This window comes from Nocardia sp. NPDC058640, assembly GCF_042716995.1.
GTDB lineage: Bacteria > Actinomycetota > Actinomycetes > Mycobacteriales > Mycobacteriaceae > Nocardia.
In genome coordinates, this window is record NZ_JBHXRG010000013.1 from 94,638 (window position 1) to 115,445 (window position 20,808).

The following is a 20,808-nucleotide window of genomic DNA, read 5'->3' on the forward strand; positions in this document are numbered from 1 at the left end:
GTTGGAAGGGGGTTGAGAAGATGTCACATGCGTTAATGCGCACATCGTGATCAGACCGTTCATGCCGCGACCTACTCGCGGTGGAAGCTGCGGCGCATCCGACGCCCGAGCCACTCCCCTACCGCCGGCGAGACCGCGTTGCCGTAGCCGTCGACCTGGTTGCGGGCGGATCCCCACACCTTGAATGTGCCCGGCTGTCCGGCGAAGTCGGGATTGAACCCGCAGCCTTTGCCGACCTCAGGTGCACGCAGCATCCGGAAGTAGCACTCCTCCAACGTGAGATTGGCGAGCAGCGCAGCCCATTCGGCCGTCAAAAGCCCGGGGATCTGCTCACTGGTGATCGTCGGCATCGACTCCGAACCGAGCGCTGGCCGCGTGTTCTTCCGAAACGGCACGATCCCGGCCATCAACCCGAGCGTTTCCGATGCCGCCTGCGTCGGCAACGGCACATTCAGGCCACGGGTCGCGCCCTGGTAGTTAGCGACCGCGGCGAACAGCAACGCGCGACTTTCGGTGGCGGTGACCGTGTCCATCGGGCGCGTGAGGTGTTGGCCGTCGCCGTTGTGACGGTGCGCGAACATCGCCATCCCCGTCGACAAGATCCCGGTCTCCTGCTGGCTGGTCTGCGTCGCCATCGGCTGCCCGAGCAACCTTTCGACACCGTGAACGCTCTTGGCGGGCATCAGGATCGCGGGATAGTCGGCGAATCGTTTCCGGCACCGTTCCGCACGCGCCATCGTCGCCGGAGCGAGCGGGCTCAACACTTCGTGGTCGCCGACGGTGAACTTCTTCAACGGCCGGTCACCGATCTTCGAACCCAGGTCGGTCAGGTCGAGCGCCTCGACGGACGGAGTCATCGGCGGAACGACTTCACGACGGCACCGCCGGCAGGTGTACCGATACTGGGCGCCATATCGGACGGCACCGGTCGGCGGCACACCCGTCTTCCACGACCACACCGCTTCGACAGCGTCGTCGCACGCGTGGCACCACGACAGCGGGCAATGATCCAAATCTGGTGCGGGCATGTGCTTCTGCCAGAACACGATGTACAGGCGGTCTCGGGACTGCGGGACACCGAAGAACATCGAGTTCAAACGGAGTTCCCGGTACTGGTAGTCGAGGTTGCTGAACTGTTTCAACCACCACCTGTACGTCGACCCATCGCCGACCTTTTTCCGGCCGGGGATCGCGGGCCCCCACGACACCAGCTCGGTGGTGCACTCCACCAGGATCATGCGCGGCCGGTGCTGGTCCGCGTAGTGCAGCACGCAGTTCGCGGTCGCCCGATCACGCTCCGAACGAGTCACGCGCGCATCGAAATCCGGGTCATCCAAATCGAACAGCGACGCACCCTGCTCGTACGCCTTCTTCGTGTTCGCCTGCGAGTGGTTCACACACGAGACACCAGCGACGAGCAAGTCCCCCGCGGGCAGATCACGTGCCGAGTGGTAGTCCGACGACTCGGGATTGACCAAGTCGGCGATCCAATGCTGGGCATCGGGGTGATTGGCCTCGTGGACCTCGACCTTGTAGGCGTTGTGGTTCGCGGCCATGATCGTCGTGAACCCAGCGGCTTCGATGCCTTGGGTGATCCCACCGAACCCGGAGAACAGGTCGACGGCGATCAGTTCGTCGTGCTTGAACCGACGCTGACGGACGGCGGGCCGGTGCGACGCGGTGCGCGCGGGCGCCAGAGTGGTCACCGAACACCTCCGACCGGAACGGCTCCCAGAAGCCCCGTAGAATTGTCAGCCTTACCCGATGCCCATCGAACGCCTGTTCGATCCGCACCGTGGACGCTGGACGGGCGTACGACCATCTCGAAGCCGAGCAGCGCACCGCAGCAGAACAACAAACCAGATTCGGGGAACTGCGTCCCATGTACGCAGTTTCGTCGGCTAACGATTGTTTTCATGCCGCGACCACCTTCCGGACGAGCCTGGCGACACACGGTGCGTGCGCTTCCAGCCCGGTGACCGCGGTGCAGGTGTCGCCGGGGTTGGCACCGCATCGAGGGCACGAATGGTTCAGAGCGCCGGTGAGCGTGTAGGCGGTCATGACTGCGTGCCTCCTGACTGGTTCGGGTGGTGGGTTGTCTCGACGGTGAATGTCGCCGGCGATGTCGAGGATTTCGTGGGCGGTGGGCACGAATGTGTTCGCGCGTTGGTGGATTTCGATGGCTTCTCGAACGGTTTCGGTGTCGAGGTGGCCGATGGTGGTGTGCCAGTGGGTGATGGCGATGTCGGTGGCGGGGATTCGGATCAGGTCAAGAATCTCCGGGATGTCAAGCCGGTTCATGAGGCTGCCTTTTCTGCGTTGTAGAGGTCGCCGACGCGGAGTTTCTGGGCGAGTTCGCGACGCCGATCCCGGAAGGTCAGCGACGCCTGTTTGGTGGCGGTGACGAGGGCTTTGAACTCGGCCATCTCGGTGTCGGTGAGGTCGTGAACCGCGGTGCGGCCGAGGGCGAGCGACAGGGCGATGTCGCGGGAGAGCCGGTGGGCTCGTTGGGGGGTCAAACCCATTTCTTGGAGGAGGTGGTTCGCCATGTCCATTTCGGCGATCCGTTCGGCGGGGAGTTGGGCGAGGACGGCGCGGCGGGCTTTGTGGGCGTGGGTGACGATCAGGTCGGGGGTGGGTCGGAACGGTTCGGCGGGTTCGGATCGGTTGTCGGCGCGGGCTTGTGAGACCTGGGTGTGGTGGGTGCGGGCGTGGTTGACGCCGGCGAGGAGGTCTTCGACGGGGAGCCCGGATTCGGCGAATCGTTGTGCCCAGGCTTCGACTGCTCCGGCTCCGACGCGTGGGAACCACAGGTCGTGGTTTTGGAGGTTGTCGACGACTGCCTGGGCTACCTCGATGGGGTTGGTGGTCATGCGGTGGCGCTCCAATCGTCTACGGCGGGCAGGGTTTTGGGTTCGGCGTCGACGATCTGCAGCAGCGGCGACTGGTTGGGTGTGGCGTGTTTGCGTCGGACTTCGTCGAAGATCGCGGCTTGGTCGCGGGCTTTGCGGTCGGATGCGGCGAGCGGTGTGGCCATGGCGAGGGGGGCTCGGCGGGTTTTGACGGCGTCGTCGACGAGGTGCCGGAACAGGCCGATGCGGGCGTCGGGGCGTGCCATCCAGGTTTCGAGTCCGGCGAGGATGTCGTCGGCGTTGACTCCGGCGCGGAGCATGGCCGCGGCCTGGAGGGCGAGTTCGGTGCGGGTGGGCTGTGAGAGGCCGTGGGTGGCTTGGCGCACGATCTTCCAGCCGTCGGGCGGCACCTTGGGACCGGTGGCTTCGACGGTTGGTTCGGGGTTGCCGTTTTCGTACTCGCCCGCGTTACTTACGTAAGCAGCACTAGGTACGTAAGTAGTGTTCTCTTCTTCTTTCTCTAACTCTGCTACGTTTTCGCTAAGCAGATGCCTAGCAGGTGCTAGGCCTTCGCTAGGGTTCGGCGGTGGGTTTCGCTTGGCGTTGGCCGCCTTGCTCAGGCCGCCCTTTTGCCCGGCTGACCTGGCTTTTTCCTTCGCGGCGTCGACCTCTGCGCGGGTCTGGTTGTGCTCCGCGTAGTCGTGGACGATGACGCAATTTTGTTCTGCAACTACAGAACACACACCGGTGGCAAGAACTGCTTTTCTGTTCCGATCCGTTCCCATCTTCTTCCACACCGGGAGGCTGATCTGGCCGTCGGTGAGGTACTCGCGGCAGTGCATGATGGCTTTGACGATGAGCCATTTCTGGGCGTCGTTGAGGGCCGCGAACTTGGGGTGGCGGTCCATGTCGACGGCCAGGGTGATGAAGGTCCGGTTGTCTTTCGGCATTCCCTGTGGCCGTCCTTTCCGGGGTTGGCGGGGCGCTGTTTATGCGGCGGTGCGGGAGCGTTTGGTGGCGCGGTTGCAGGTGCGGCAGATGCGGTTGCCGTTGGATCTGCGCCAGGTGTTCGCGGGCGTGTAGGGGTGGCCGCGGGTGCATTCGGATCGGTTGCGCAGGGTGATGCCGGCGGCTGCCCAGTCCGGTGGTGCGAGTGGGTGATCGATGTCGGAGCCTTCCCACGCGAGCGGCGGTGGGTGTCCGGCGCGGTGCGCGGTGGAGGCGACGTGGTTGCTGGGGCCTCGGGTTGCTGACAGCTCCTCGTAGAGGTTCCGCACCGCCAACCACCGCGTGTAGCTGGTGTGGGTTTGGGTGCAGAGTTGGCTGATGATGCTGCTGTTGACGTCGAGATGTTCGCCGAGGATGCGCCGTGGCCAGCCGAGGGCCTGCAGCGCGCAGATACGGCGTCGGGCTCCGGTTGCGAGGACGTGGCGCTGCGACGGGTGTGGGTGTGGAGAGACGGTGAGGATGCGGGCAGCGAAGTCGATCCGGATGCGCGCGTTGGTGGCGATGGCCTGGATTGCTTGGCGGTCGCAGTCGACGACGTAGGCGATCATTTGTGGGGTGACGTCGAGGGCTGCGAGTTCGGTGATGTGTTGGCGCACTAGCGTCGACGAGGTGTAGAGGACGATGTTGTTGGCTTTGCGCCACCGGTACCGTTTGGTGTCGATCGTGCGTGGGGCGAGGGCAGTGTTCATGCCGCGCCTTTGGCGTATTTGCGGCGGTGCCTGACTAGGGCTTGGTCGGCGGCGTCGTCGCTGATGTTGAGCAGTCGGGCGAGCCGGGTGTGGGTCCAACCGTTCTTGACGGTTAGGTTGAGGACTTCGCGGCGTTCCCTTTTCGGTACGGGGCCGGTGTGGCGGTCGTCGAGGATGCGGCGGAGCAGGACTTCGTCGAGGGTGTCTTGGGCGGGTTCGGCGTCGAGGATCGGGGTGCTGTCAGGGTGGTCGATGTTGACGCCCTCCCATGCGAGAGGTGTTGGCCAGCAACGTTTTTTAGCCCAGTTGCGGGTGCGGTCGTTGGTGCCGAGTTGGCCGCTGAGTTGGTCGTAAACGTCGGCGACTTGCTTCCACCGGGCGTAGGTGATGGTGGGGTGGTGGCCGAGGTTGGCGATGGTGGTTCGTTTTTCGCCTGCGTGGTCGGCGACGGCTTGCATGGTCCAGCCGATGGCTTGGAGTGCCCGCAATCGTCGGATCGCGCCGATGGCGAGGACGTATCGCTGCAGCGGGTGCGGGGTTGGGGTGACGGCGAGGATGGCGTCGGCGGTGGTTCGTTGAACGTAAACGGCGGGCCCGGTGGCGATTTTTTGGATTCCGCTGGTCGATGTTCCGGCCGCGGCGGCGATCATCGAGTAGTTGCAGCCGTAGCCGGTGAGGGTGTTGATGTGGTCGCGCACGATTACGGCGGGCACGGAGTGGACGGGGATGCCGCGTTGGATTTTGATGTGGCGGCGGCTGTGGTAGATGGGTGTGGATGGTGCGGCGACGCGGCGGGACCGGACGGAGTTGTCGATGCGACGTGGTGCGAATCTGGCGCCGGCGGTTTCGGCTGGTGGTGGCCGGAGCGGGGTTTCGGTGAGCCAGTTGGTCATGTCGATACCTGGCCGAGGGCTTGGTTGACTTTGGTGCCGGACATGGCGAGGGTGCGGGAGATCCGGGTCTTGGACCAGCCTTTGGAGTGCAGGGCCGCGGCGATGACGGGTTTGTCCTGGGAGGCGACGGTCACGGTGCGGTCGGCGAGCAGCAGTTCGAGGGTGACGGGGTCCAGGCGTGCCGGGGTGGGGCCGTAGTCGCGCAGGGCTTGGTCGACGGTGAGCGTAAGGACAGCGTCGGCGACGTGTCCGGGGACGTACCGGTTACGTCCGGAGGCAACTTTTTTGACGCTTTCGGGGTGCCAGCCGATCCCCGCGGCGAGGCGGGTCATGATGACGCCGGCGGTCGCGAATTCTTGGAGGCGGGTTCGGGTTTCGCTGGCGGGGACGTAACCTGCGGCAAGCAGGTAGGCGCCGTCGCGGTGGGTCATGCTGCTTCGCTTTCGGGGGCGTCCTGGATCGGCCAGGCGGTCGGAATGTGGATGGCCGGTTCGCCCCTTTTTGCGCGGTAGGCGGCATAGGACTCGGCTTGTTCGCGGTACCAGCTGGTTTGGCGTTCCATCAACTCGTCAGCAGTGAACGTCGCCAACTCGGGGTACAGGCGGGGCAGTTTCCACGCCAAACGTGCCGCGGCGAGCGCGTCGGCTTCCGCGTCGTGGGCGTTGTCGAGGCTGATGCCGTAGTGGATGGCGACCGCGGACAGCTTCCGGCTGCCGCGCCGGAATTTGTCGTAGTGCTTGTCCACGATCAGCGCATCCACCACGAGCCCACGGACTTCGAAGTCGGGACGGTAGGTGTGGAGCATCGTCAGGTCGAAGCTGCCGTTCATAACCGCCACATACCGTCCTTCGGCCCAGCACGCGTAGAGGTCGGCCACGATTTCGTCGACGACGTCTTGGTGCGGGCGCCCGTACTTTTGGGCGTATTCGGTTGTGATGCCGTGTACTTCGGTCGCGCCGGCGGGGATTTCGACGCCGGGGTCCGCGAGCCACCTGCGGCACGCGACACTCGCGCCGTCAATGCGGGCGACGCAGCCGGTCACGACACGATCAGAGAACACGTCGACACCAGAAGTCTCTAGGTCGAACGCAGCGGCAGGCATATGCATCCAGCTGTTCATGCGGCGGACTTCCTCTGCCTAGATCGCTGTGACGACGCGGCTACGCACGTTCGGCATCTGCGCTCTCCCGGCTTCGTGCTGCGAGTGGTTTCCGGTGTGTAGGCGTGTCCGTTGCGGCAGTGAGTTCGAGAGTGGGCGGCATCCACTTTGCGTGGCTCCATGTATCCGCGGTCGATGTTGACGGCCTGAGTCACAGGTTCCAGGTGCTCTGGGTTGCAGCACTTCGTGTTTCGGCAGAGGTGGTCGATGACCAGGCTGTCGTCAACTGGACCCACCAGCAGTTGGTAGAGGGCTCGGTGGACAAGGAACCCGCCGCCAAGGACGGTGAGCCGTCCGTAGCCGTAGCCGTCCTTGTCCAGGTATTGAGTCCATTCCCAGCAGCCGTTGGGGTGCTTCTCGACTCGGCTCATGATGTGCGCGACCGGGTCGGCTACTTTGTTGGGATTCGGTTTGCCGAACAGGCTTTCCCGCCAGCAGGCACGCGAGCAGAACTTGGTTTCTGCTCTCTTGACCGGCGCGGAGCAGCGGCCGCACTCGCGTCGTTCGTGCTTGTCGGAGCGTGTCTTTCGTGCTCTAGTCACGGTGGTTCTCCATTGCTCTGACTGCTTGGAGCAGGGTTTGTCCGGGCAGCAGGTAGGCGGCTTTGTATCCGTCGTGGGTGTTGCAGTAGCGGAGGCAGGCGAGTTCGTCGTCGGCGAACGCGGCGACTTCGTAGCAGTCGCCGCCTTCCCCGGCCCGCCCACCCGAAGTTGGGTAGGCGAGCCAGGTGCCGACGCTGTAGTCGGGGCGAAGTTCCATCACTGCTCCGGCGGGCCGTCGTAGTAGTCGGCGGGCGCGTCTTGGACGTCGTCTGCGGGCGGTGTCTCCCCTGCTGCGGTGTTGATGGTGTTGGCCCGGTTCTTCCACAGTTGCCCCAGTCGGGCCCGGTGCTGTCCCAGGTCGAACGTCTTGAGTTGTGCACCGAGCGCGTCGAGTGCTGCACGGTCGGCGGCGGTTTCGATGTTGGTTGCCATCTCCTGTGCCTGGGCTTCGGTGATCAGCGGCGGCCCGGCAGGCAGCGGTTCGACGATGTAGGGCGCTCGTTTGCCGCGGGTGACGGTCAGGGCGAGCGTGAGTCGCTTATCGATGTGGGAAAGGTGGCTGATTCGGATGCCGCCGACTTCCTGGCCGCCGAACTTCACGGTCGGGTCGCGGTAGATGGTCATCCGCCGGCCGACGTACGCTGCCGCTTCTGCACCCCATGCGGCTACGAGGATGCGGCGGACGGTCTTCGATGGCCGGAATGGGCGGCCGGGGAACTCGACGAGGTGGATGTTCACCGGCTGCTCGGCGGATCCCTCGTTGACGCGTTCGACGGTCACTGTGCGCGGCCCGGAAAGGACGTCTTCGGCGTTGAGTTGGTCTGATTTCGGGATGATGGTTTCTGCCAGGTTGAAGGATGTGGTCATCGTGATGCCTTTCGGAGTGTTTGCGGTGCCGAGTTGTGTTGGGGTGTGCGGTTTTTCAGAAGACGATGTCCATTTCGCCGAGGACTCGTTCGGTGGTGGGGAGTCCGGCGGTGGCCTCGTTGTAGATGCGGATCATCTCGGCAGCGTTTTCCTCTAAGGCGTGGACGGCGTCGAGGATGGCTTTGAACCAGCGGGGGTCGGGGTGGACGCGTGTGACTGCCATCGGCATGCCGCCGCAGTAGCTGACGTAGTCCAGCCACTTGCGGCCGGTGACGAGCAGGCCGCATTGGAGTTGCGCCATGTTGTCGGCGGGGATGTTTCCGGTGAGGAAGTGTTGGAGTTGAATTTTCGAGCGCCTGGACTTGATTTCGATGAGTCCGTCGGCGCCGACGAGTCCGTCTGGGGAGTAGCCGATGCAGATGCCGTTGTGTTCGCGGATCATGAACCCGGTCTCGTGGACGGGTGCGTAGTGTTCGCTGTAGTGGTCGCGGGCGCGGGGTTCTTCTTCCATGCCGCGCACCATGTCGTCGGACAGGAACGTTGCGTCGGTCCAGCCCGTGATGCGTTCAGCGACAAGCAAGGCAGTGAGGCCGCGAGAGGTTTCGTTGCTCGCGGTTTTGAACACCACGGAGGTGTTCTGGCGTGCGAGCTCGGCGCGGTCGGCGTGCAAGGTTTTGATCAGCGCGCCTGCGCGGGTTTTGCTTCGGCATGGCTCGTTCGCGAGGGCGCGGCAGTCGGGGCAGTCGTAGTCGATCGCGGCGAGGCGGCGGACGGTGATGAGGTCGCCGACGACGGAGGCGGTGACCATGCCGCGGCGTTGGTTGTGCCAGTCGTCGGTGCCTTGGACGATGTCGGGGAGGACGATGAGGCGGGGGCGGGTGTCCGTGGGGGCCAATGCGGTCACAGGGCGCTCCAATTCACGAGCCATGCAAGGAAGCCGAAGAATCCGCCGAGGGCGAGGATGCAGGCGGTTTCCATCCAGAGGGCGTTGATGAGTCCGCGGAAGGCGTTCACAGGGTGCTCCTGGTGGTGAGTTGCATGCTTTGTCCGTCGATGACGCCTTGTTGCCAGTCGACGGCGAGGGCGAGTGCTTTGACTTCGCGGGCGAGGGCGGTGACGGTTCGGGCGAGGTTGAGTACGGCGCCGCCGAGGTCGTCGTTGTCGGTGTAGCCGATGCGGTCTTGTGCTTCGATTGCCTTGGTGACGAGGCTGTTCGCGGTCTCGACTGCTGAGGTAAGGTCGGGTGTGGACACCACGTTCGTTCCTTTCGTTGGCGTGGGGTTCTGCCCGTCTTCCCTGGCAGGGGGAGGCGGGCTTTTTGGTGCCGGAGGGTTTGCAACCACCGTTCCGGGGTGTCATGCGTTGCACCGCGGGTTTAATGCATGACACTGATAGTACAACGCATTGCACCCCACGACAAGCGGGGGACGGGTTTAATGTGATGAACGAATTGTTGATCTCAGAAACCGGCTATGACCTGCGCTAATCAGGTGGCGGCGCCGTTAGGACATGTCGATGGGGTCTCATGACCGCTACCCAAATGGGTGCATGGACCGATACGATCGATGTAGCAACCACCGTTACCCGCCAGTATTGACACGGCGGGACCCAGGGAAGGCCCACCCCGTGACCGACTCCCCCACCCACAACAGTGAGGCGTGGCTTGAATACGTCCACTCGCTGATGAAGCTGCACAAACTGAACTCTGCCGAGTTCGCATCACTGATCGGTTCCCAGAAGGGAATGCTCACGCATTGGCGAAGGGGGGTCATGCCGTCGGTTGAGAAGCTGCGCGATATCGCGACGGTGTTCCACCGGCCTTTCGCCGAGGTCCTTGTCGCGGCCGGCTATGCCGAACCTGACGAGGTCGGCCTCACCAATGGTGTGACTATCACCAAGCTGAGCGACATGCAGCTACTTCGACTGGTGCAGGGCCGTTTGGAGCAGTTGGCGAAGGAGCCAGGGCAATCCCTGCGTCGAGATCTGATCATTGGTGACGTCGAGGAGTCCGGCGATGAGGTCGGCGCGTTGCGGACTGCGCAGCGGACGAAAGCGGAGCCGACGGTGTCCACGACCCGTAACCGAGCTCAGGGCCGGGTCGGTAAGAACAAATAGCAAGCAAAACGGAAGGCCCGCAGCAGGCTGCGGGCCTTCCGTTGTTTCTCTGTGCTCTGTGGTTATTCTCTGTGCTTGATCTATGCCGCGTTGGCGATTGCGATGGATCCTGTGGCGGCTGCGGTGACGGTTGTGGACCAACCGTCACCGTTGTTCAGCCAGCCGCTGTCGGTGTTGGGCGGGTCGGTGAAGACGCTGACACCGAATCCGCGTAAGAGGTCGACTGCGTTGGGTGTGATGCCTAGTCGCGGCCAGAGTTCGACCAGTCCAGAGGCGTGGACGGTGACGCATCCGATGTCCGCCCACATACTGCCGTGGGTGTCGATGGACAGGTCGGCTTCGCCTTCGGGGTCGCGGATGACGATTCCCATTGCCGCGAGTTGGCGGTTGTTGTCGTGGGTGATGTGTTCGGTTTGGGCTTCGTGGTAGCCGAGTGCGGTGTCCGGGTCCATGACCTGCGTCCTTGAAAGTCGTGTGCGGCGGCAACCGGTGACGCCACGCGCCCCGGTTGCAGGGTTGTTGCCGGTTTCGCTGGCCGTGTCCTCTCCGGCTGCGCGTCCGCCAGTTGGTGTTGTGCCGACCTGTTCGGCACGGTTGCTGAGTGTCACCGAGGTCCGTTGGGCCGCTCGGGTGGCCTCTGTGTGTGCTAGTCACTCATGCTGATTCCTGCTTCTGACGGTGCGGTTGTCGTTGGCCTGTCCCCCGACAGGTTGGCCCGCGATCCGCGACTTTCGCTGATAGTCTTCCGGTTTAAAGCTTCAAGTTGAGACTAGTACCCGGTAATCGGGTACCGCAACATTTTGGCACCGTGTTCGCAAAAAAGTTGCTCGGCTGAGGTTTTGTTCAGCTTCGAGTGGGTACGGTGGTTCAGTGAATGAGCGGTCAGGCGGTCTCAATCGTGCGTTCGGCAAGGTCCTGGCGGAGCGTCGAGTGGCACAGGGGGTCACCCAGGAACAGATGTGGACCGCCTTGGGCATGAAACCCAACCCGTATCGCCGGCTGGAAAGCGACGGGCGTGCGATCACACTGAACATCACGAAGGCTGTTGCTGACTTGCTCAATACGCCCCTTACCGAGATGATCGCCGAAGCCGAAAAGCGTGTTACACCTGATCAAACCGATGATCCGACAACGAAGTCGTTGCGGTCAGCTTTGGGTTTCGATTAGCTGAACACCGATACAGTGTATCGGTTTCCGTCTTACACTGCGGCGGTGGTGGTTGTGGCGGTTTTTACGGTGTTGGTAGGTTTCGCGCGTCTTACCAGATGGAAGTATCACCGAAAGTGGTTGTCGCGCTTGTATACCCTGCTGCTGATCACTGTGGGTGCGGCGTACTCGCTGGTGTGGGCCCCGGCTGCTGAACGGTGGCTGGACCCTGCTTTTCGTTCGTGGGTGGGTCCGAACTTTTCCGATTCACTGTCGGGGTTACTGAATGCGGTGGCCTGTTGGATGCTGGGGCTGGTGTTACTGATCTCGATGTCGGACAAGCGGTCCTATCGGATTGGGTGGACGTGGTTTTCGGCGATCACGGCCGCGGTCATGGTGGTGGCGTCTCGGGTCGGGGATTTGGGGCGGGTGGAAGTTGGGCACGAGTTTCAGTTACATGATTGGGGCACAACAGTTTTCACCCTGGGATTTACGGTCATGGTGTGCGGGGTGGTGGTGTTGTTGATGAAGGCGTTGAGGCGGGTTGTGACCGAGAGCCCGCCGCAGGCGACCGCTGGCGGGTGGGCGGTGGGTTCGATGATCGCGGTGTTGGTGCCGGGGGGCGTGTTCGTGGGGTGGGTGTGGTGGTGTTTGCTGTGGGCGCCGCAGTGGTTGGCTGCGAACCATTCGGTGTTCGTGGCGTGGACGGCGGGGCCGGCGTTGGTGTTGTTGGGGGTGTCGGGTGGGTTGTCGATGGTGGCTGCGCGGGGGCGGTGAAGCGGGCCTGATGGGTGTTTGGCGCTCCCACATTTGTCCCACGGTTTGGCCGGGTGGTTGCGGGACACTCCGGGCAGTTGCGGGTAACCCACATCCCGGAAGTGCCAGGTGAAAGGGCACTTCCGGGATGTTGCGGGCACCCCCGACTAGCGAAAATCCCTAACAAAACGTTAGGGTTCAAGCATGGGACGTACCGGAGCAGCAACCACACAACCGGACGAACCGAGTGTTCCTCTCCCCCAGCAACATCCGGCACGTCTGGAACTAGTCGGCGAATCGCCCGAAGCCACGCAGGCGCAGCCCGAAGCGGTCGACGACCACTTCCCGCGCCTGGGCGACACCAGTTTCCTCACCGGCGCGGCCCGTCATCGCCTGGCCGCCTACATCCACACCCAGCTCGCCGAACTCGAGGAAATGCCGTGACGTCGCGCCGGTGACTAGGCTGAACAGCCAGCAGTCATCGGCGACAGACTGATTCACGCGAGGAGTGGCGAGGGTGAGCGACGCATCGGTCGTGCTTCCTGAACAGGTGCGGACCGAACTGCGCCGGGGAGTGCGCAGCGTTCTCGTCGACACCGCCGCATTGCGCCTGGTCCGCGAACGTTTCGACGACAACCAGGCAGGCGCGCTTCGTCGCTACCTGGAAGCGTCGCAGTCGGCGAACACCTTGCGCGCCTACCGCACCGACTGGATCGCCTGGGCCGGATGGTGCGCGGTCGAACAGCGGCAAGCACTTCCGGCGGACCCCCTGGATGTGGCCGTGTATCTGGCCGCCTCCGCGGACGCGCGACGCGAAACCGGCGCTTGGGCATTCAGCCCGGCGACCCTGGATCGCAAGTCCGCCGCCATCGCGGCTGTGCATGCCGCCAACGGACTGCCCTCGCCTACTCGATCCGATGTTGTCCGGCTGACTCTGCGCGGCATCCGTCGCACGCGCCGCACCCCGCCGACCCGCAAACGACCGGTCCTGCTGCACACCCTCGACCAGCTGCTCGCCGAACTCCCCGCGCCCGGCTGGCCCACCGAACCCGCGCGTCGCAGGGACACTTTGGCACTGTTGGTCGGGTTCGCGGGCGCTCTGCGTCGCAGCGAGCTCGCCGGGCTTCGGATCAGCGACGTGCACGCGCGCACCGACCACACCACCGGCGAACCGCTGCTCGTGGTGCACCTTCCCACGACGAAGACCGACCCGACCGGCGTTGCTGAACAGCGCATCGCCCTACCCCGCGGAAAGCACCCGCGCACGTGCCCGATCTGCGCGTACGCGGATTGGGTTCGACTACTGGAAGTTCACGCGCACGGTGACGTCCGTGCCTGGTTAGGCAACAACCTCACCGCCGACACCACGATCCACCGCTGCCACGGATTCACCGGTACCCCACTGAGCGTCGACGAAAACCGACCGCTGTTCCCCACGATCAACCGACACGGCGGCATCGGCGACACAGCACTGTCCGGACGGGCAGTGGCCGAACTCGTCAAAAGGTATGCGGCCCGCGCCGGTTTGGACCCCGACTTGTTCTCCGGACACTCCCTGCGCGCCGGCTTCGCCACCCAGGCCGCGCTCGGCGGCGCCAGCGATCGCGAGATCATGCGCCAGGGCCGCTGGTCCAACCCGCGCACCGTCCACGGCTACATCCGCACCGCGAACCCACTCGAAGACAACGCGGTCACCAAACTCGGACTCTGATCAGGCGATCCGGTCCAGGCGGAAGATCCGGAACTCGCGACCGGCGGCCAGCTTGTATTCCATCTCGTAGCCGGGCCAGAACGCGACCACCTGATCCCACACGCGCTTCCGTTCCGGATCGTGCACCTGCGCGACACTCACCGGGAACGCGGAGCTGCCGTTGAAGCGCGCCGACGCGGTGCCCGCCGCGCGCAGGTTCGCCGACCATGCGGGATGTTCGGGCTTGCCCCAGTTCGAACCGACCAGGTAGAAGCCGTCGCCGTCGGGCACGCACAGCAGCGAGGTGGTGCGCGGCAGGCCCGACTTGCGGCCGACCACGGTGATCTCGATCGATGGCAGGCCGGCCAGGTCGAGAACACCTCGGCGGCCACTGGTGATCCGGCGCAGCAGGCGCTCGGCAGGCAGGACGAATCCGGCGCCGTGCATGGCCCACGGCTGCGCGGCAATGACTCGGGCGAGGCGCTGCGAGGGATTCCAAACCATCCCCGAATCTTGGCTCGAGCGAACCTGATTCGCCCACCCACGACGGGGTGCTGAGAGACAACTCACTCGATCGGCGCGGGCAAGGCCCTTCCCTGTCTGTGCTGGTGAGTTCTCGGTTTGGTGAGAACATGTCGAAGACTGTTGCGCGTGAATGTGGCCGATCGGCGGACACATGTTTAGATGCGCATATCTAGGTAAGCCGATGTATTTTTCAATTTCGACAGCCTCCCAACCCCGCCGCTCCGCGCTATTTCCCCCGCCTGACCATCTCGATGTCGCACACTGGGTCCACTCCCCTTCCTCTAGTCGCCAGGAGTGCCATGCCCTCCCCCACCGGTCGCAGACTCCTCGCCACCCTCGCCATGGTGCTGCTCACGACCAGCACCTCCCCCGCTCTCGCGAGACCACCCGCGCCGGCCCAACTGGCACCGATGGGGCCCGAATTCCTCTGGGGTGTAGCAGCTTCCGGCTTCCAGGCCGAAGGTGATGCGCCGGACAGCAATTGGCGCCGCTATGTCGAATCCGGCAGTACCGCGGACCCGTATCTGAACTCGGTCGACTTCCGCACTCGCTACCGCTCCGACATCGCCTTGGCCGCGAAACTCGGTGTGCGCGTGTACCGCATCGGCATCGAGTGGGCGCGGGTCCAACCGCAACCCGACGTCTGGGACGAAGCGGCGCTCGAGTTCTACGACGATGTGGTCAGCGCGATCACCGAGGCCGGGATGCGGCCGATGTTGACCCTGGATCACTGGGTGTATCCCGGCTGGGCGGCGGACCGCGGCGGCTGGGGCGACCCGGGCATCGTCGCGAACTGGCTGACCAACGCGCGTCGCGTCGTCGACCGGTTCGCCGGCGCCGACCCGCTGTGGGTGACATTCAACGAACCGACGTTCTATCTGCTCAATGATCTGCGGCACGGCGGGATCGGCATCACCGACGTGCTCACCATGGGTGACCGAATCGCCCAGGCGCACAACACCATCTACGACTACATCCACTCCGTACAGCCCGGTGCCCAGGTCACCAGCAACGTCGCCTACATCCCCGCCGTCGACGACGCGATCAGCGGACCGATGCTGGACCGGATCTCCGCGCGCCTGGACTACATCGGCATCGACTACTACTACGGCCTGTCCCCCACCCAACTGCAGGTCCCCGATCCGGACCGTCTGTGGACGATTCCCCTTCAGCCAGAAGGCATTTACTACGCCCTTGACCATTACGCGCGGAAGTTTCCCGGCCGTCCGCTCTACATCGTGGAGAACGGCATCCCGACCGAGAACGGCCGCCCGCGCGCCGACGGCTACACCCGCGCGGATTCGTTGCGCGACACCGTCTACTGGTTGCAGCGCGCGGTCGCCGACGGGATCCCGCTGATGGGCTACAACTACTGGAGCCTGACCGACAACTACGAATGGGGTTCCTACACACCACGTTTCGGCCTCTACACCGTCGACGTGCTGACCGACCCGACCCTGACCCGCACCCCGACCGACGCGGTGGCGGCCTACCGCGCGATCACCGAAGCGGGCGGCGTCGGCCCCGAATACCGACCAACGCGCCCCGTCGCCCCGTGTTCGCTGGTCGACGGGCCGGCCAGTTGCACCGATCCGGTCTCCGTGCCGCGGTAGCGGTTTGACGCGGCGATGTGTGCTCTACACTCGGGCGGGTGTCGAGCGCAGCGTCACGTCCCGACAGTGCCGTGAGCGGCAGGCAAGCCCGATGGCAGCCGCACAACGACAGCCGCCGGGAGCGGATCGTGCTGGCCGCGGTCGAGTTGATCGAGCAGGCACCGGCCGGGGTCGAGGTGCCGATCGTGCAGATCGCCGAGCACGCGGGGCTGGCGAAATCGGTGGTCTACCGGCAGTTCGCCGGCCGCGACGAGCTCGATCGCCGGATCAGAAGCGAGATCGCCGACCGGTTCGTCGCCCAGATCGAGGACTCTCTCGACATCGCCGAGGGTTCCATTCACAGCATCCTGGTTCGCACGATCGACGGTGTCGTGAGCTGGATCCAGGACCATCCCCGGTTGCGCGAGTTCCTGCGCACCGGACCGTCGGAAAGCGATCCCGATGTCGACGGGATGAGTGCCCTGATCGCCACCATCGCGGCGTCGACCAGGGCCTTGGTCTCGGGCCTGGCCGGGGTGGTCGGCGTCACCGACGACACCTCGGTCGACACGATGACCTTCGCCATCGTGTCGATGACCGAGGCCACCGTCACCCGCTGGGCCAACGACCCCGAACCGGCGCTGACCAGGGACCAGCTGATCGAGGAGGTCGCCTCCTACGCCTGGCACGTGGTCGACGGCGTCGCGCGCCGCCACGGCCTGACGCTGGATCCCGATCAGCAGCTGACCGAGATCATCACGCGACTGATCGCCGGTATCTGAAATCTCAGGCGGCGTGCCGCGCGCTGCGTTCGGGTTCGCTGCGATACCGCGACACCGGTCCGTCGACGCCGAGCTTGCGCCACAACCACTTGGCCGTGGGGTTCATCAGTTCCAGGTCGTACGCCAGTTTGCGCATGTCGCCGAAGTAGCCCGACAGGATCTTGCGGGAGTGGTCGGACTTCCAGAACGCCTGCTCGATCACCTCGTCGGGAATCCCGAACTCACGCCCGAACGACTTCCCCGGCGCCATGATCTCCCCGGCCAACCAGCGCATCGCGATCGGGAAGGCCACCGAGCACACGCCACGATTGAACTTGCCCATCCGCGCGACGTGCGCGGCGAGGAAGTCACCGGCGAAGGAGATGTGCCGCGCCTCCTCGGCGATGTGAATTTGCATGGTGCGCAACACCATCGGCGGCATCGACGCGCCCTCGCGGATCAAGGCCTTCTGATAGTGGTCGATGGGTTCCTCGCCGCCGAGGATGCCGATGAACAGAATCGTGTGCGCGTAACCGCCCGCGACGCCGATCAGCGGTGACAGCGCTCGGAACACCGGTCGCATGCCCGGCACATCGACACCGATCCGGTTGATCAGCTCCTGGAACATCTGGATGTGGTTGCACTCTTCGGTCATCTCGTGCAAGCAGTACCGGAACTCCGGCGAGCCATTGGGCAGTTTGATGATGTACTGCATCATCCCGCGGATCAGGATGGACTCGAACGCGGCGCCGACCTTGATCACATTGGCGGTGCGCCATTTGCCGATCGCGATCTGCTTGTCCAGCGGCTGGTCGCGGTACCACTGGGTGGCACCCAGCGGGTCCGCCTCCGGAGACAGGACCCACCGCACATCATTGGGGTCGAGGGCGAGCTCGGGCGAATCCCAATCAATGTCGAGGTACGGATCGAAATTGCGGTCGACGGACCCCTGCGACAGGGTCGCCAACGCATCTCGATACTGCTCGGTGATGAATCCACCACGGCTCGATTTGGTCAGCGTCATCGGTGCCTCCTCGGTTCGCGTCGGGTGCGCACCACGCTGTTAGCGCCGTCACACCGTTGCCACAAGAATAACTGAGACTGTTGGTCTCAGACAACCCGTCCAGGGTAACAGTTTGCGACCGCCTTCAGCGGAAGGCGTCAGCGTGGCGAGCTGCCCACGCGGCGAAAGGGTGCGGTGAGCGGCCGGTGATCTGTTCGACGGTCGGGCGAACAATAGACTCGTCGATGACGCCGGCGACGTAGAAGTCGAAGAAGGCGTCCACGTATTCCACGGGCGTTGTTTCCAGCAGCTGCGCGCGAGCCTCGTCATCGGTGAGGCCACGGCAGGTCAGCGCGCGCCCGGTCACCTCGGCCAGAATCGCCACCTGTTCGGCGGGTGTCACCGCGACAGGGCCGGTGGGCCACAGGATTTCACCGTGATGGCTGTCGGCGCGCAGGACCGTGGCGGCCACCGCACCGAGATCTCGCGGGTCGAGCGCGGCCGTGCGAACGGTGGGGAACGGCGCGCGGATCTCGTCGCCGTCGCGCAGTTGAGGAAGCCAGCGCAGGGCGTTGGACGCGAAGGCGCACGGTCGCAGGATGGTCCATGCGGCGACCGAATCGGTGACCTCGTCTTCGGAGGCGACCATGTAGCGGGTCACGGCGTTGGTGGTGTCGCGAGTGGCGGCGGACAGGCCCGACAGCTGCACGATGTGCCGCACGCCCGCCTTGGCGGCAGCCTGCGCGACTCCGGGATAGCCGGGTAGCAGGAACACCGCGCGAACCCCGTCGAAGTTCAGTGTCTGCGGTGCGGTGAGGTCGCCCTCGATCGCGTGCGCGCCGACCGGCAGCACTGCCTTCGCGGGATCACGCACCATCGCCGTGACGGCATCTCCTGTGGAGGCCAAGGCCCGAACAACTTCCGCGCCGACATTTCCGGTCGCTCCTGTTACCAGAATCATGAGCTGAATTGTCGCAGCGCTCAACAGGTTCGGCGCTCGAGCACCTCTGAACAAAAGTTGACTATTCGACGAGCAGAACCACGAGTTGGCGGGCCAATTCGGTGTCGCCGGGGCCGCCCTGCCAGATCAGGGGGCGGCGTTTGTCGAGGTCGTCCAGCGCTTCGGGCAGGGAGACGAACACCCGGTCGGCGCGCACGACGCACACTTGTGGCAGGGCCACCGGCGTGGTGGGGCCGCCCTGCAGGTCCATGGCCAGTGAGCCGGTCGACGCGTCACCGGCGACCGCGTCGCGCACTATCGCCTCGCCGGGTTCGACCTCGTCCGAGCCCGCGTGCACGACCTTGTGGCCGGGCGCGCTGGCCCAGTGGTCCAGCCAGGCCGGACCGGGTTCGACCGCGGCCAGTACCGTCAGCACGCTCATGCCGTAGAGCACGTCGGCGACCGCGGCGGGCAGGCCCGCGACGTCGACGGTGCGCACCACCGATCCGTGCTCGCGCAACCGTTCGATGAATCCGCCGAGCACTTCCGCGCGCTCGGTCGGGTCCACTACCGCGTGCCGACCGGCGGATCTTCGCAGCGGCACCCGGCGCTCGTCCTCGGGTAGGTCGAGCAGCCCATCACGGACTCGGCGCAAGATCTCCTCGCGGGAATTCACTGGCCGCACCTCCGTTCACACATTCCTCTCCCCACATACCGCGGGAACTCTTCAGATCGCTACCGTACCGACCGGTCCACTCCTTGTGGACACGGCACGACGAAGCCGAGCAGGCGCAGCAGCTGGTCGATATTCAGGTCGAAGATTTCCGCGCGATCGGCGAAGGTGTCGCGGCCGTACATGTCGAACACGTCGAAGTTCACGGCGCCGAACAGGGTGGTCCAGGCGGTGAGGGCTGCGGCGATGACGGGGTCGGGGGCGGCCAGGCCGAACTGTTCGCGGATCGTGGCGAAGTCGGCTGAGGTCTTCGGGGAGATCGCGAGGTCCTGACCGGACGTCAGTTGGCCTCGGCGGAAAGCGCTGTCGATGATGCCGAGCAGGGTCGCGATCACGCGCACGCCCGGTGCCTCGGTGTCGTCGGCGGGAGCGGCGTAACCGGGGACGGGGGTGCCGAAAAGCAGTCCGTACCAAGCGGGTTCGGCCAACGCCCATTCCCGCACGGTTCGCGCGGTGACACGGAAACGGGTCGCGGGGTCGTCGGGCGCGTCGGCCAGGGCGGCGTCCACGGCGTCGCCCAGCGCGTTGTAGCCGTCGACCACCAGCAGGGTCAGCAGTTCGTCGCGACTGCTCACGTACCGGTACACCGCCGAGGACACCACGCCCAGATCACGCGCGACCGCCCGCAACGACAACGCCGCGGCGCCGTGGGTGGCCAGGTGCTCGCGGCCGATGCGTTTGATGTCGGCGATCGTGCGCGCGCGGGCCAGTGCGCGCGGACCCGGCTGGTCGGTGCTCATGTCACCGATCATCGCCCACTCGCGGCCGGCGCCCGGTCACGGTGCCGGACCGTGTCGTCTTCGGCGGCGGCGCGTTCGATCTCGGCGGAGAGGGTGGCGCCGCCGACCTCCCATGCCATCGCCAGCAGTCGGTCGCGGAAGCGGCTCAGGTCCACGCCGACGCCCTCGCCGCCGTACCCGGTGCCCGCGGCGTCGCGCACCGTGCGCACCACGTCGTCGGCCAGGGCGGCGATGCGCGACTGGATCAGCGTGCGCAATTCGCCGCTGAGCGTGATGTCGGTGCCCACGTCATAGAGCACCAGCGCGGCTTTGAACATCGTGCGGTCTTCGATGAACCAGTGCAGCCCGCGGCGCTCGAGGTAGCCGGCCGAGATCAACTCGGTGAGCACGTCGGTGCCGCGGTCGCCCAGCATCGCGATGAGTTCGGCGTCGTCGACCCGCGACGAACGTTCCACGGACTGGCCCGCGCGCGGGTCGAACAGGGTGCGCCAGTCACCGGCCTGCGGTTCGGTGTCGAACACCTCGCGGATCGCGTCCAGGCGCAGACCGCGCGCCTGCATGGCCACGATGTCGCGCAGACGGTCGAGGTGTTCGTCGGTGTAGACGACCTCTTTGCCCGCGCGGCCGGGCTTGGGCAGCACGCCCAGCGAGTGGTAGTAGCGGATGGTGCGCGCCGCGACGCCGCTGACGTCGGCGAGTTCCGCTCTGGTGTATCGGGGCACCCGACCAGCATAGGACGGCTCGGAACCGACTTTGACAGTCCCGACTGTCGGCGTTAGCGTTACCCAGGTCACTGT

General features: G+C 65.1%; 27 protein-coding genes. 7 read left to right on the forward strand and 20 right to left on the reverse strand.

Features of this window, described 5'->3' with window-relative positions; translation table 11 throughout:
* Positions 1 to 71: 71 nt before the first annotated feature.
* The 13 genes from ACFWU5_RS16810 to ACFWU5_RS16870 form a co-directional block, all read right to left on the reverse strand.
* Positions 72 to 1,706, reverse strand: coding sequence for a DNA cytosine methyltransferase (locus ACFWU5_RS16810; protein ID WP_379267840.1), 1,635 nt, complete (start codon positions 1,704 to 1,706; stop codon positions 72 to 74).
* Between the two features lie 208 nt (positions 1,707 to 1,914).
* Entirely contained in the window at positions 1,915 to 2,301 is a 387-nt protein-coding gene (locus tag ACFWU5_RS16815; protein ID WP_379267841.1) for a hypothetical protein, read from the reverse strand.
* Entirely contained in the window at positions 2,298 to 2,873 is a 576-nt protein-coding gene (locus tag ACFWU5_RS16820; protein ID WP_379267842.1) for a hypothetical protein, read from the reverse strand. Before ACFWU5_RS16820 ends, ACFWU5_RS16815 begins: the two co-directional genes overlap by 4 nt.
* A complete protein-coding gene (locus ACFWU5_RS16825) occupies positions 2,870 to 3,802 on the reverse strand; it encodes a hypothetical protein (protein WP_379267843.1) in 933 nt (310 codons plus the stop codon). Before ACFWU5_RS16825 ends, ACFWU5_RS16820 begins: the two co-directional genes overlap by 4 nt.
* 39 nt (positions 3,803 to 3,841) lie before the next feature.
* Positions 3,842 to 4,549 carry a hypothetical protein gene (locus ACFWU5_RS16830; RefSeq protein ID WP_379267844.1) on the reverse strand — a complete coding sequence of 236 codons (708 nt, stop codon included), beginning with the start codon at positions 4,547 to 4,549 and terminating at the stop codon, positions 3,842 to 3,844.
* The gene (locus ACFWU5_RS16835) at positions 4,546 to 5,442 is read right to left on the reverse strand and encodes a hypothetical protein (protein ID WP_379267845.1); all 897 of its coding nucleotides are present in this window, start codon (positions 5,440 to 5,442) and stop codon (positions 4,546 to 4,548) included. Before ACFWU5_RS16835 ends, ACFWU5_RS16830 begins: the two co-directional genes overlap by 4 nt.
* On the reverse strand, positions 5,439 to 5,873 hold the full coding sequence (locus ACFWU5_RS16840) for a hypothetical protein (protein ID WP_379267846.1): 435 nt from the start codon (positions 5,871 to 5,873) through the stop codon (positions 5,439 to 5,441). Before ACFWU5_RS16840 ends, ACFWU5_RS16835 begins: the two co-directional genes overlap by 4 nt.
* Positions 5,870 to 6,562: an exonuclease domain-containing protein gene (locus ACFWU5_RS16845; protein WP_379267847.1), complete on the reverse strand. Its 693-nt coding sequence runs from the start codon at positions 6,560 to 6,562 to the stop codon at positions 5,870 to 5,872. Before ACFWU5_RS16845 ends, ACFWU5_RS16840 begins: the two co-directional genes overlap by 4 nt.
* Positions 6,559 to 6,972: an HNH endonuclease signature motif containing protein gene (locus ACFWU5_RS16850; protein WP_379267870.1), complete on the reverse strand. Its 414-nt coding sequence runs from the start codon at positions 6,970 to 6,972 to the stop codon at positions 6,559 to 6,561. Before ACFWU5_RS16850 ends, ACFWU5_RS16845 begins: the two co-directional genes overlap by 4 nt.
* Positions 6,973 to 7,135: 163 nt before the next feature.
* Entirely contained in the window at positions 7,136 to 7,360 is a 225-nt protein-coding gene (locus ACFWU5_RS16855) for a hypothetical protein (RefSeq protein ID WP_379267848.1), read from the reverse strand.
* Positions 7,360 to 8,010 carry a hypothetical protein gene (locus ACFWU5_RS16860; protein WP_379267849.1) on the reverse strand — a complete coding sequence of 217 codons (651 nt, stop codon included), beginning with the start codon at positions 8,008 to 8,010 and terminating at the stop codon, positions 7,360 to 7,362. Before ACFWU5_RS16860 ends, ACFWU5_RS16855 begins: the two co-directional genes overlap by 1 nt.
* 55 nt (positions 8,011 to 8,065) lie before the next feature.
* Positions 8,066 to 8,914, reverse strand: a complete 849-nt coding sequence (locus ACFWU5_RS16865) for a lambda exonuclease family protein (RefSeq protein WP_379267850.1) — start codon at positions 8,912 to 8,914, stop codon at positions 8,066 to 8,068.
* A 106-nt stretch (positions 8,915 to 9,020) separates the two neighbouring features.
* Positions 9,021 to 9,266, reverse strand: coding sequence for a hypothetical protein (locus tag ACFWU5_RS16870; RefSeq protein WP_379267851.1), 246 nt, complete (start codon positions 9,264 to 9,266; stop codon positions 9,021 to 9,023).
* Positions 9,267 to 9,636: 370 nt separating this feature from the next.
* On the opposite strand from ACFWU5_RS16870, the gene ACFWU5_RS16875 reads away from it, so the two are divergent.
* The gene (locus tag ACFWU5_RS16875) at positions 9,637 to 10,125 is read left to right on the forward strand and encodes a hypothetical protein (protein ID WP_379267852.1); all 489 of its coding nucleotides are present in this window, start codon (positions 9,637 to 9,639) and stop codon (positions 10,123 to 10,125) included.
* Between the two features lie 80 nt (positions 10,126 to 10,205).
* Here ACFWU5_RS16875 and ACFWU5_RS16880 read toward each other — a convergent pair whose 3' ends face one another.
* On the reverse strand, positions 10,206 to 10,577 hold the full coding sequence (locus tag ACFWU5_RS16880) for a hypothetical protein (RefSeq protein WP_379267853.1): 372 nt from the start codon (positions 10,575 to 10,577) through the stop codon (positions 10,206 to 10,208).
* 418 nt (positions 10,578 to 10,995) lie between these two features.
* On the opposite strand from ACFWU5_RS16880, the gene ACFWU5_RS16885 reads away from it, so the two are divergent.
* The 4 genes from ACFWU5_RS16885 to ACFWU5_RS16900 all read left to right on the forward strand — a co-directional run bounded on the left by ACFWU5_RS16885 (position 10,996) and on the right by ACFWU5_RS16900 (position 13,738).
* Positions 10,996 to 11,292: a helix-turn-helix domain-containing protein gene (locus ACFWU5_RS16885; protein ID WP_379267854.1), complete on the forward strand. Its 297-nt coding sequence runs from the start codon at positions 10,996 to 10,998 to the stop codon at positions 11,290 to 11,292.
* Positions 11,293 to 11,337: 45 nt separating this feature from the next.
* Positions 11,338 to 12,048, forward strand: coding sequence for a hypothetical protein (locus ACFWU5_RS16890; protein WP_379267855.1), 711 nt, complete (start codon positions 11,338 to 11,340; stop codon positions 12,046 to 12,048).
* Between the two features lie 183 nt (positions 12,049 to 12,231).
* The gene (locus ACFWU5_RS16895) at positions 12,232 to 12,471 is read left to right on the forward strand and encodes a hypothetical protein (RefSeq protein WP_379241921.1); all 240 of its coding nucleotides are present in this window, start codon (positions 12,232 to 12,234) and stop codon (positions 12,469 to 12,471) included.
* Between the two features lie 73 nt (positions 12,472 to 12,544).
* Complete coding sequence (locus ACFWU5_RS16900) at positions 12,545 to 13,738, forward strand: site-specific integrase (protein ID WP_379267856.1); 1,194 nt, start codon at positions 12,545 to 12,547, stop codon at positions 13,736 to 13,738.
* On the opposite strand, the gene ACFWU5_RS16905 is transcribed toward ACFWU5_RS16900, so the two are convergent.
* Positions 13,739 to 14,221: a nitroreductase family deazaflavin-dependent oxidoreductase gene (locus ACFWU5_RS16905; protein ID WP_379267857.1), complete on the reverse strand. Its 483-nt coding sequence runs from the start codon at positions 14,219 to 14,221 to the stop codon at positions 13,739 to 13,741.
* A gap of 320 nt (positions 14,222 to 14,541) precedes the next feature.
* Between ACFWU5_RS16905 and ACFWU5_RS16910 the strand changes: the two genes are divergently transcribed.
* Entirely contained in the window at positions 14,542 to 15,855 is a 1,314-nt protein-coding gene (locus ACFWU5_RS16910; RefSeq protein ID WP_379267858.1) for a family 1 glycosylhydrolase, read from the forward strand.
* Between the two features lie 38 nt (positions 15,856 to 15,893).
* The gene (locus ACFWU5_RS16915) at positions 15,894 to 16,616 is read left to right on the forward strand and encodes a TetR/AcrR family transcriptional regulator (RefSeq protein ID WP_379267859.1); all 723 of its coding nucleotides are present in this window, start codon (positions 15,894 to 15,896) and stop codon (positions 16,614 to 16,616) included.
* A 4-nt stretch (positions 16,617 to 16,620) separates the two neighbouring features.
* Here ACFWU5_RS16915 and ACFWU5_RS16920 read toward each other — a convergent pair whose 3' ends face one another.
* From ACFWU5_RS16920 to ACFWU5_RS16940, 5 genes are all read right to left on the reverse strand, one after another.
* Positions 16,621 to 17,619 carry a diiron oxygenase gene (locus ACFWU5_RS16920; RefSeq protein WP_379267860.1) on the reverse strand — a complete coding sequence of 333 codons (999 nt, stop codon included), beginning with the start codon at positions 17,617 to 17,619 and terminating at the stop codon, positions 16,621 to 16,623.
* A 124-nt stretch (positions 17,620 to 17,743) separates the two neighbouring features.
* Positions 17,744 to 18,559, reverse strand: a complete 816-nt coding sequence (locus tag ACFWU5_RS16925; protein ID WP_379267861.1) for an NAD(P)H-binding protein — start codon at positions 18,557 to 18,559, stop codon at positions 17,744 to 17,746.
* Between the two features lie 61 nt (positions 18,560 to 18,620).
* On the reverse strand, positions 18,621 to 19,214 hold the full coding sequence (locus ACFWU5_RS16930) for a hypothetical protein (RefSeq protein ID WP_379267862.1): 594 nt from the start codon (positions 19,212 to 19,214) through the stop codon (positions 18,621 to 18,623).
* 59 nt (positions 19,215 to 19,273) lie between these two features.
* On the reverse strand, positions 19,274 to 20,011 hold the full coding sequence (locus ACFWU5_RS16935) for a TetR/AcrR family transcriptional regulator (protein ID WP_379267863.1): 738 nt from the start codon (positions 20,009 to 20,011) through the stop codon (positions 19,274 to 19,276).
* Between the two features lie 8 nt (positions 20,012 to 20,019).
* Complete coding sequence (locus tag ACFWU5_RS16940; RefSeq protein ID WP_379267864.1) at positions 20,020 to 20,733, reverse strand: MerR family transcriptional regulator; 714 nt, start codon at positions 20,731 to 20,733, stop codon at positions 20,020 to 20,022.
* Positions 20,734 to 20,808: the final 75 nt, after the last annotated feature.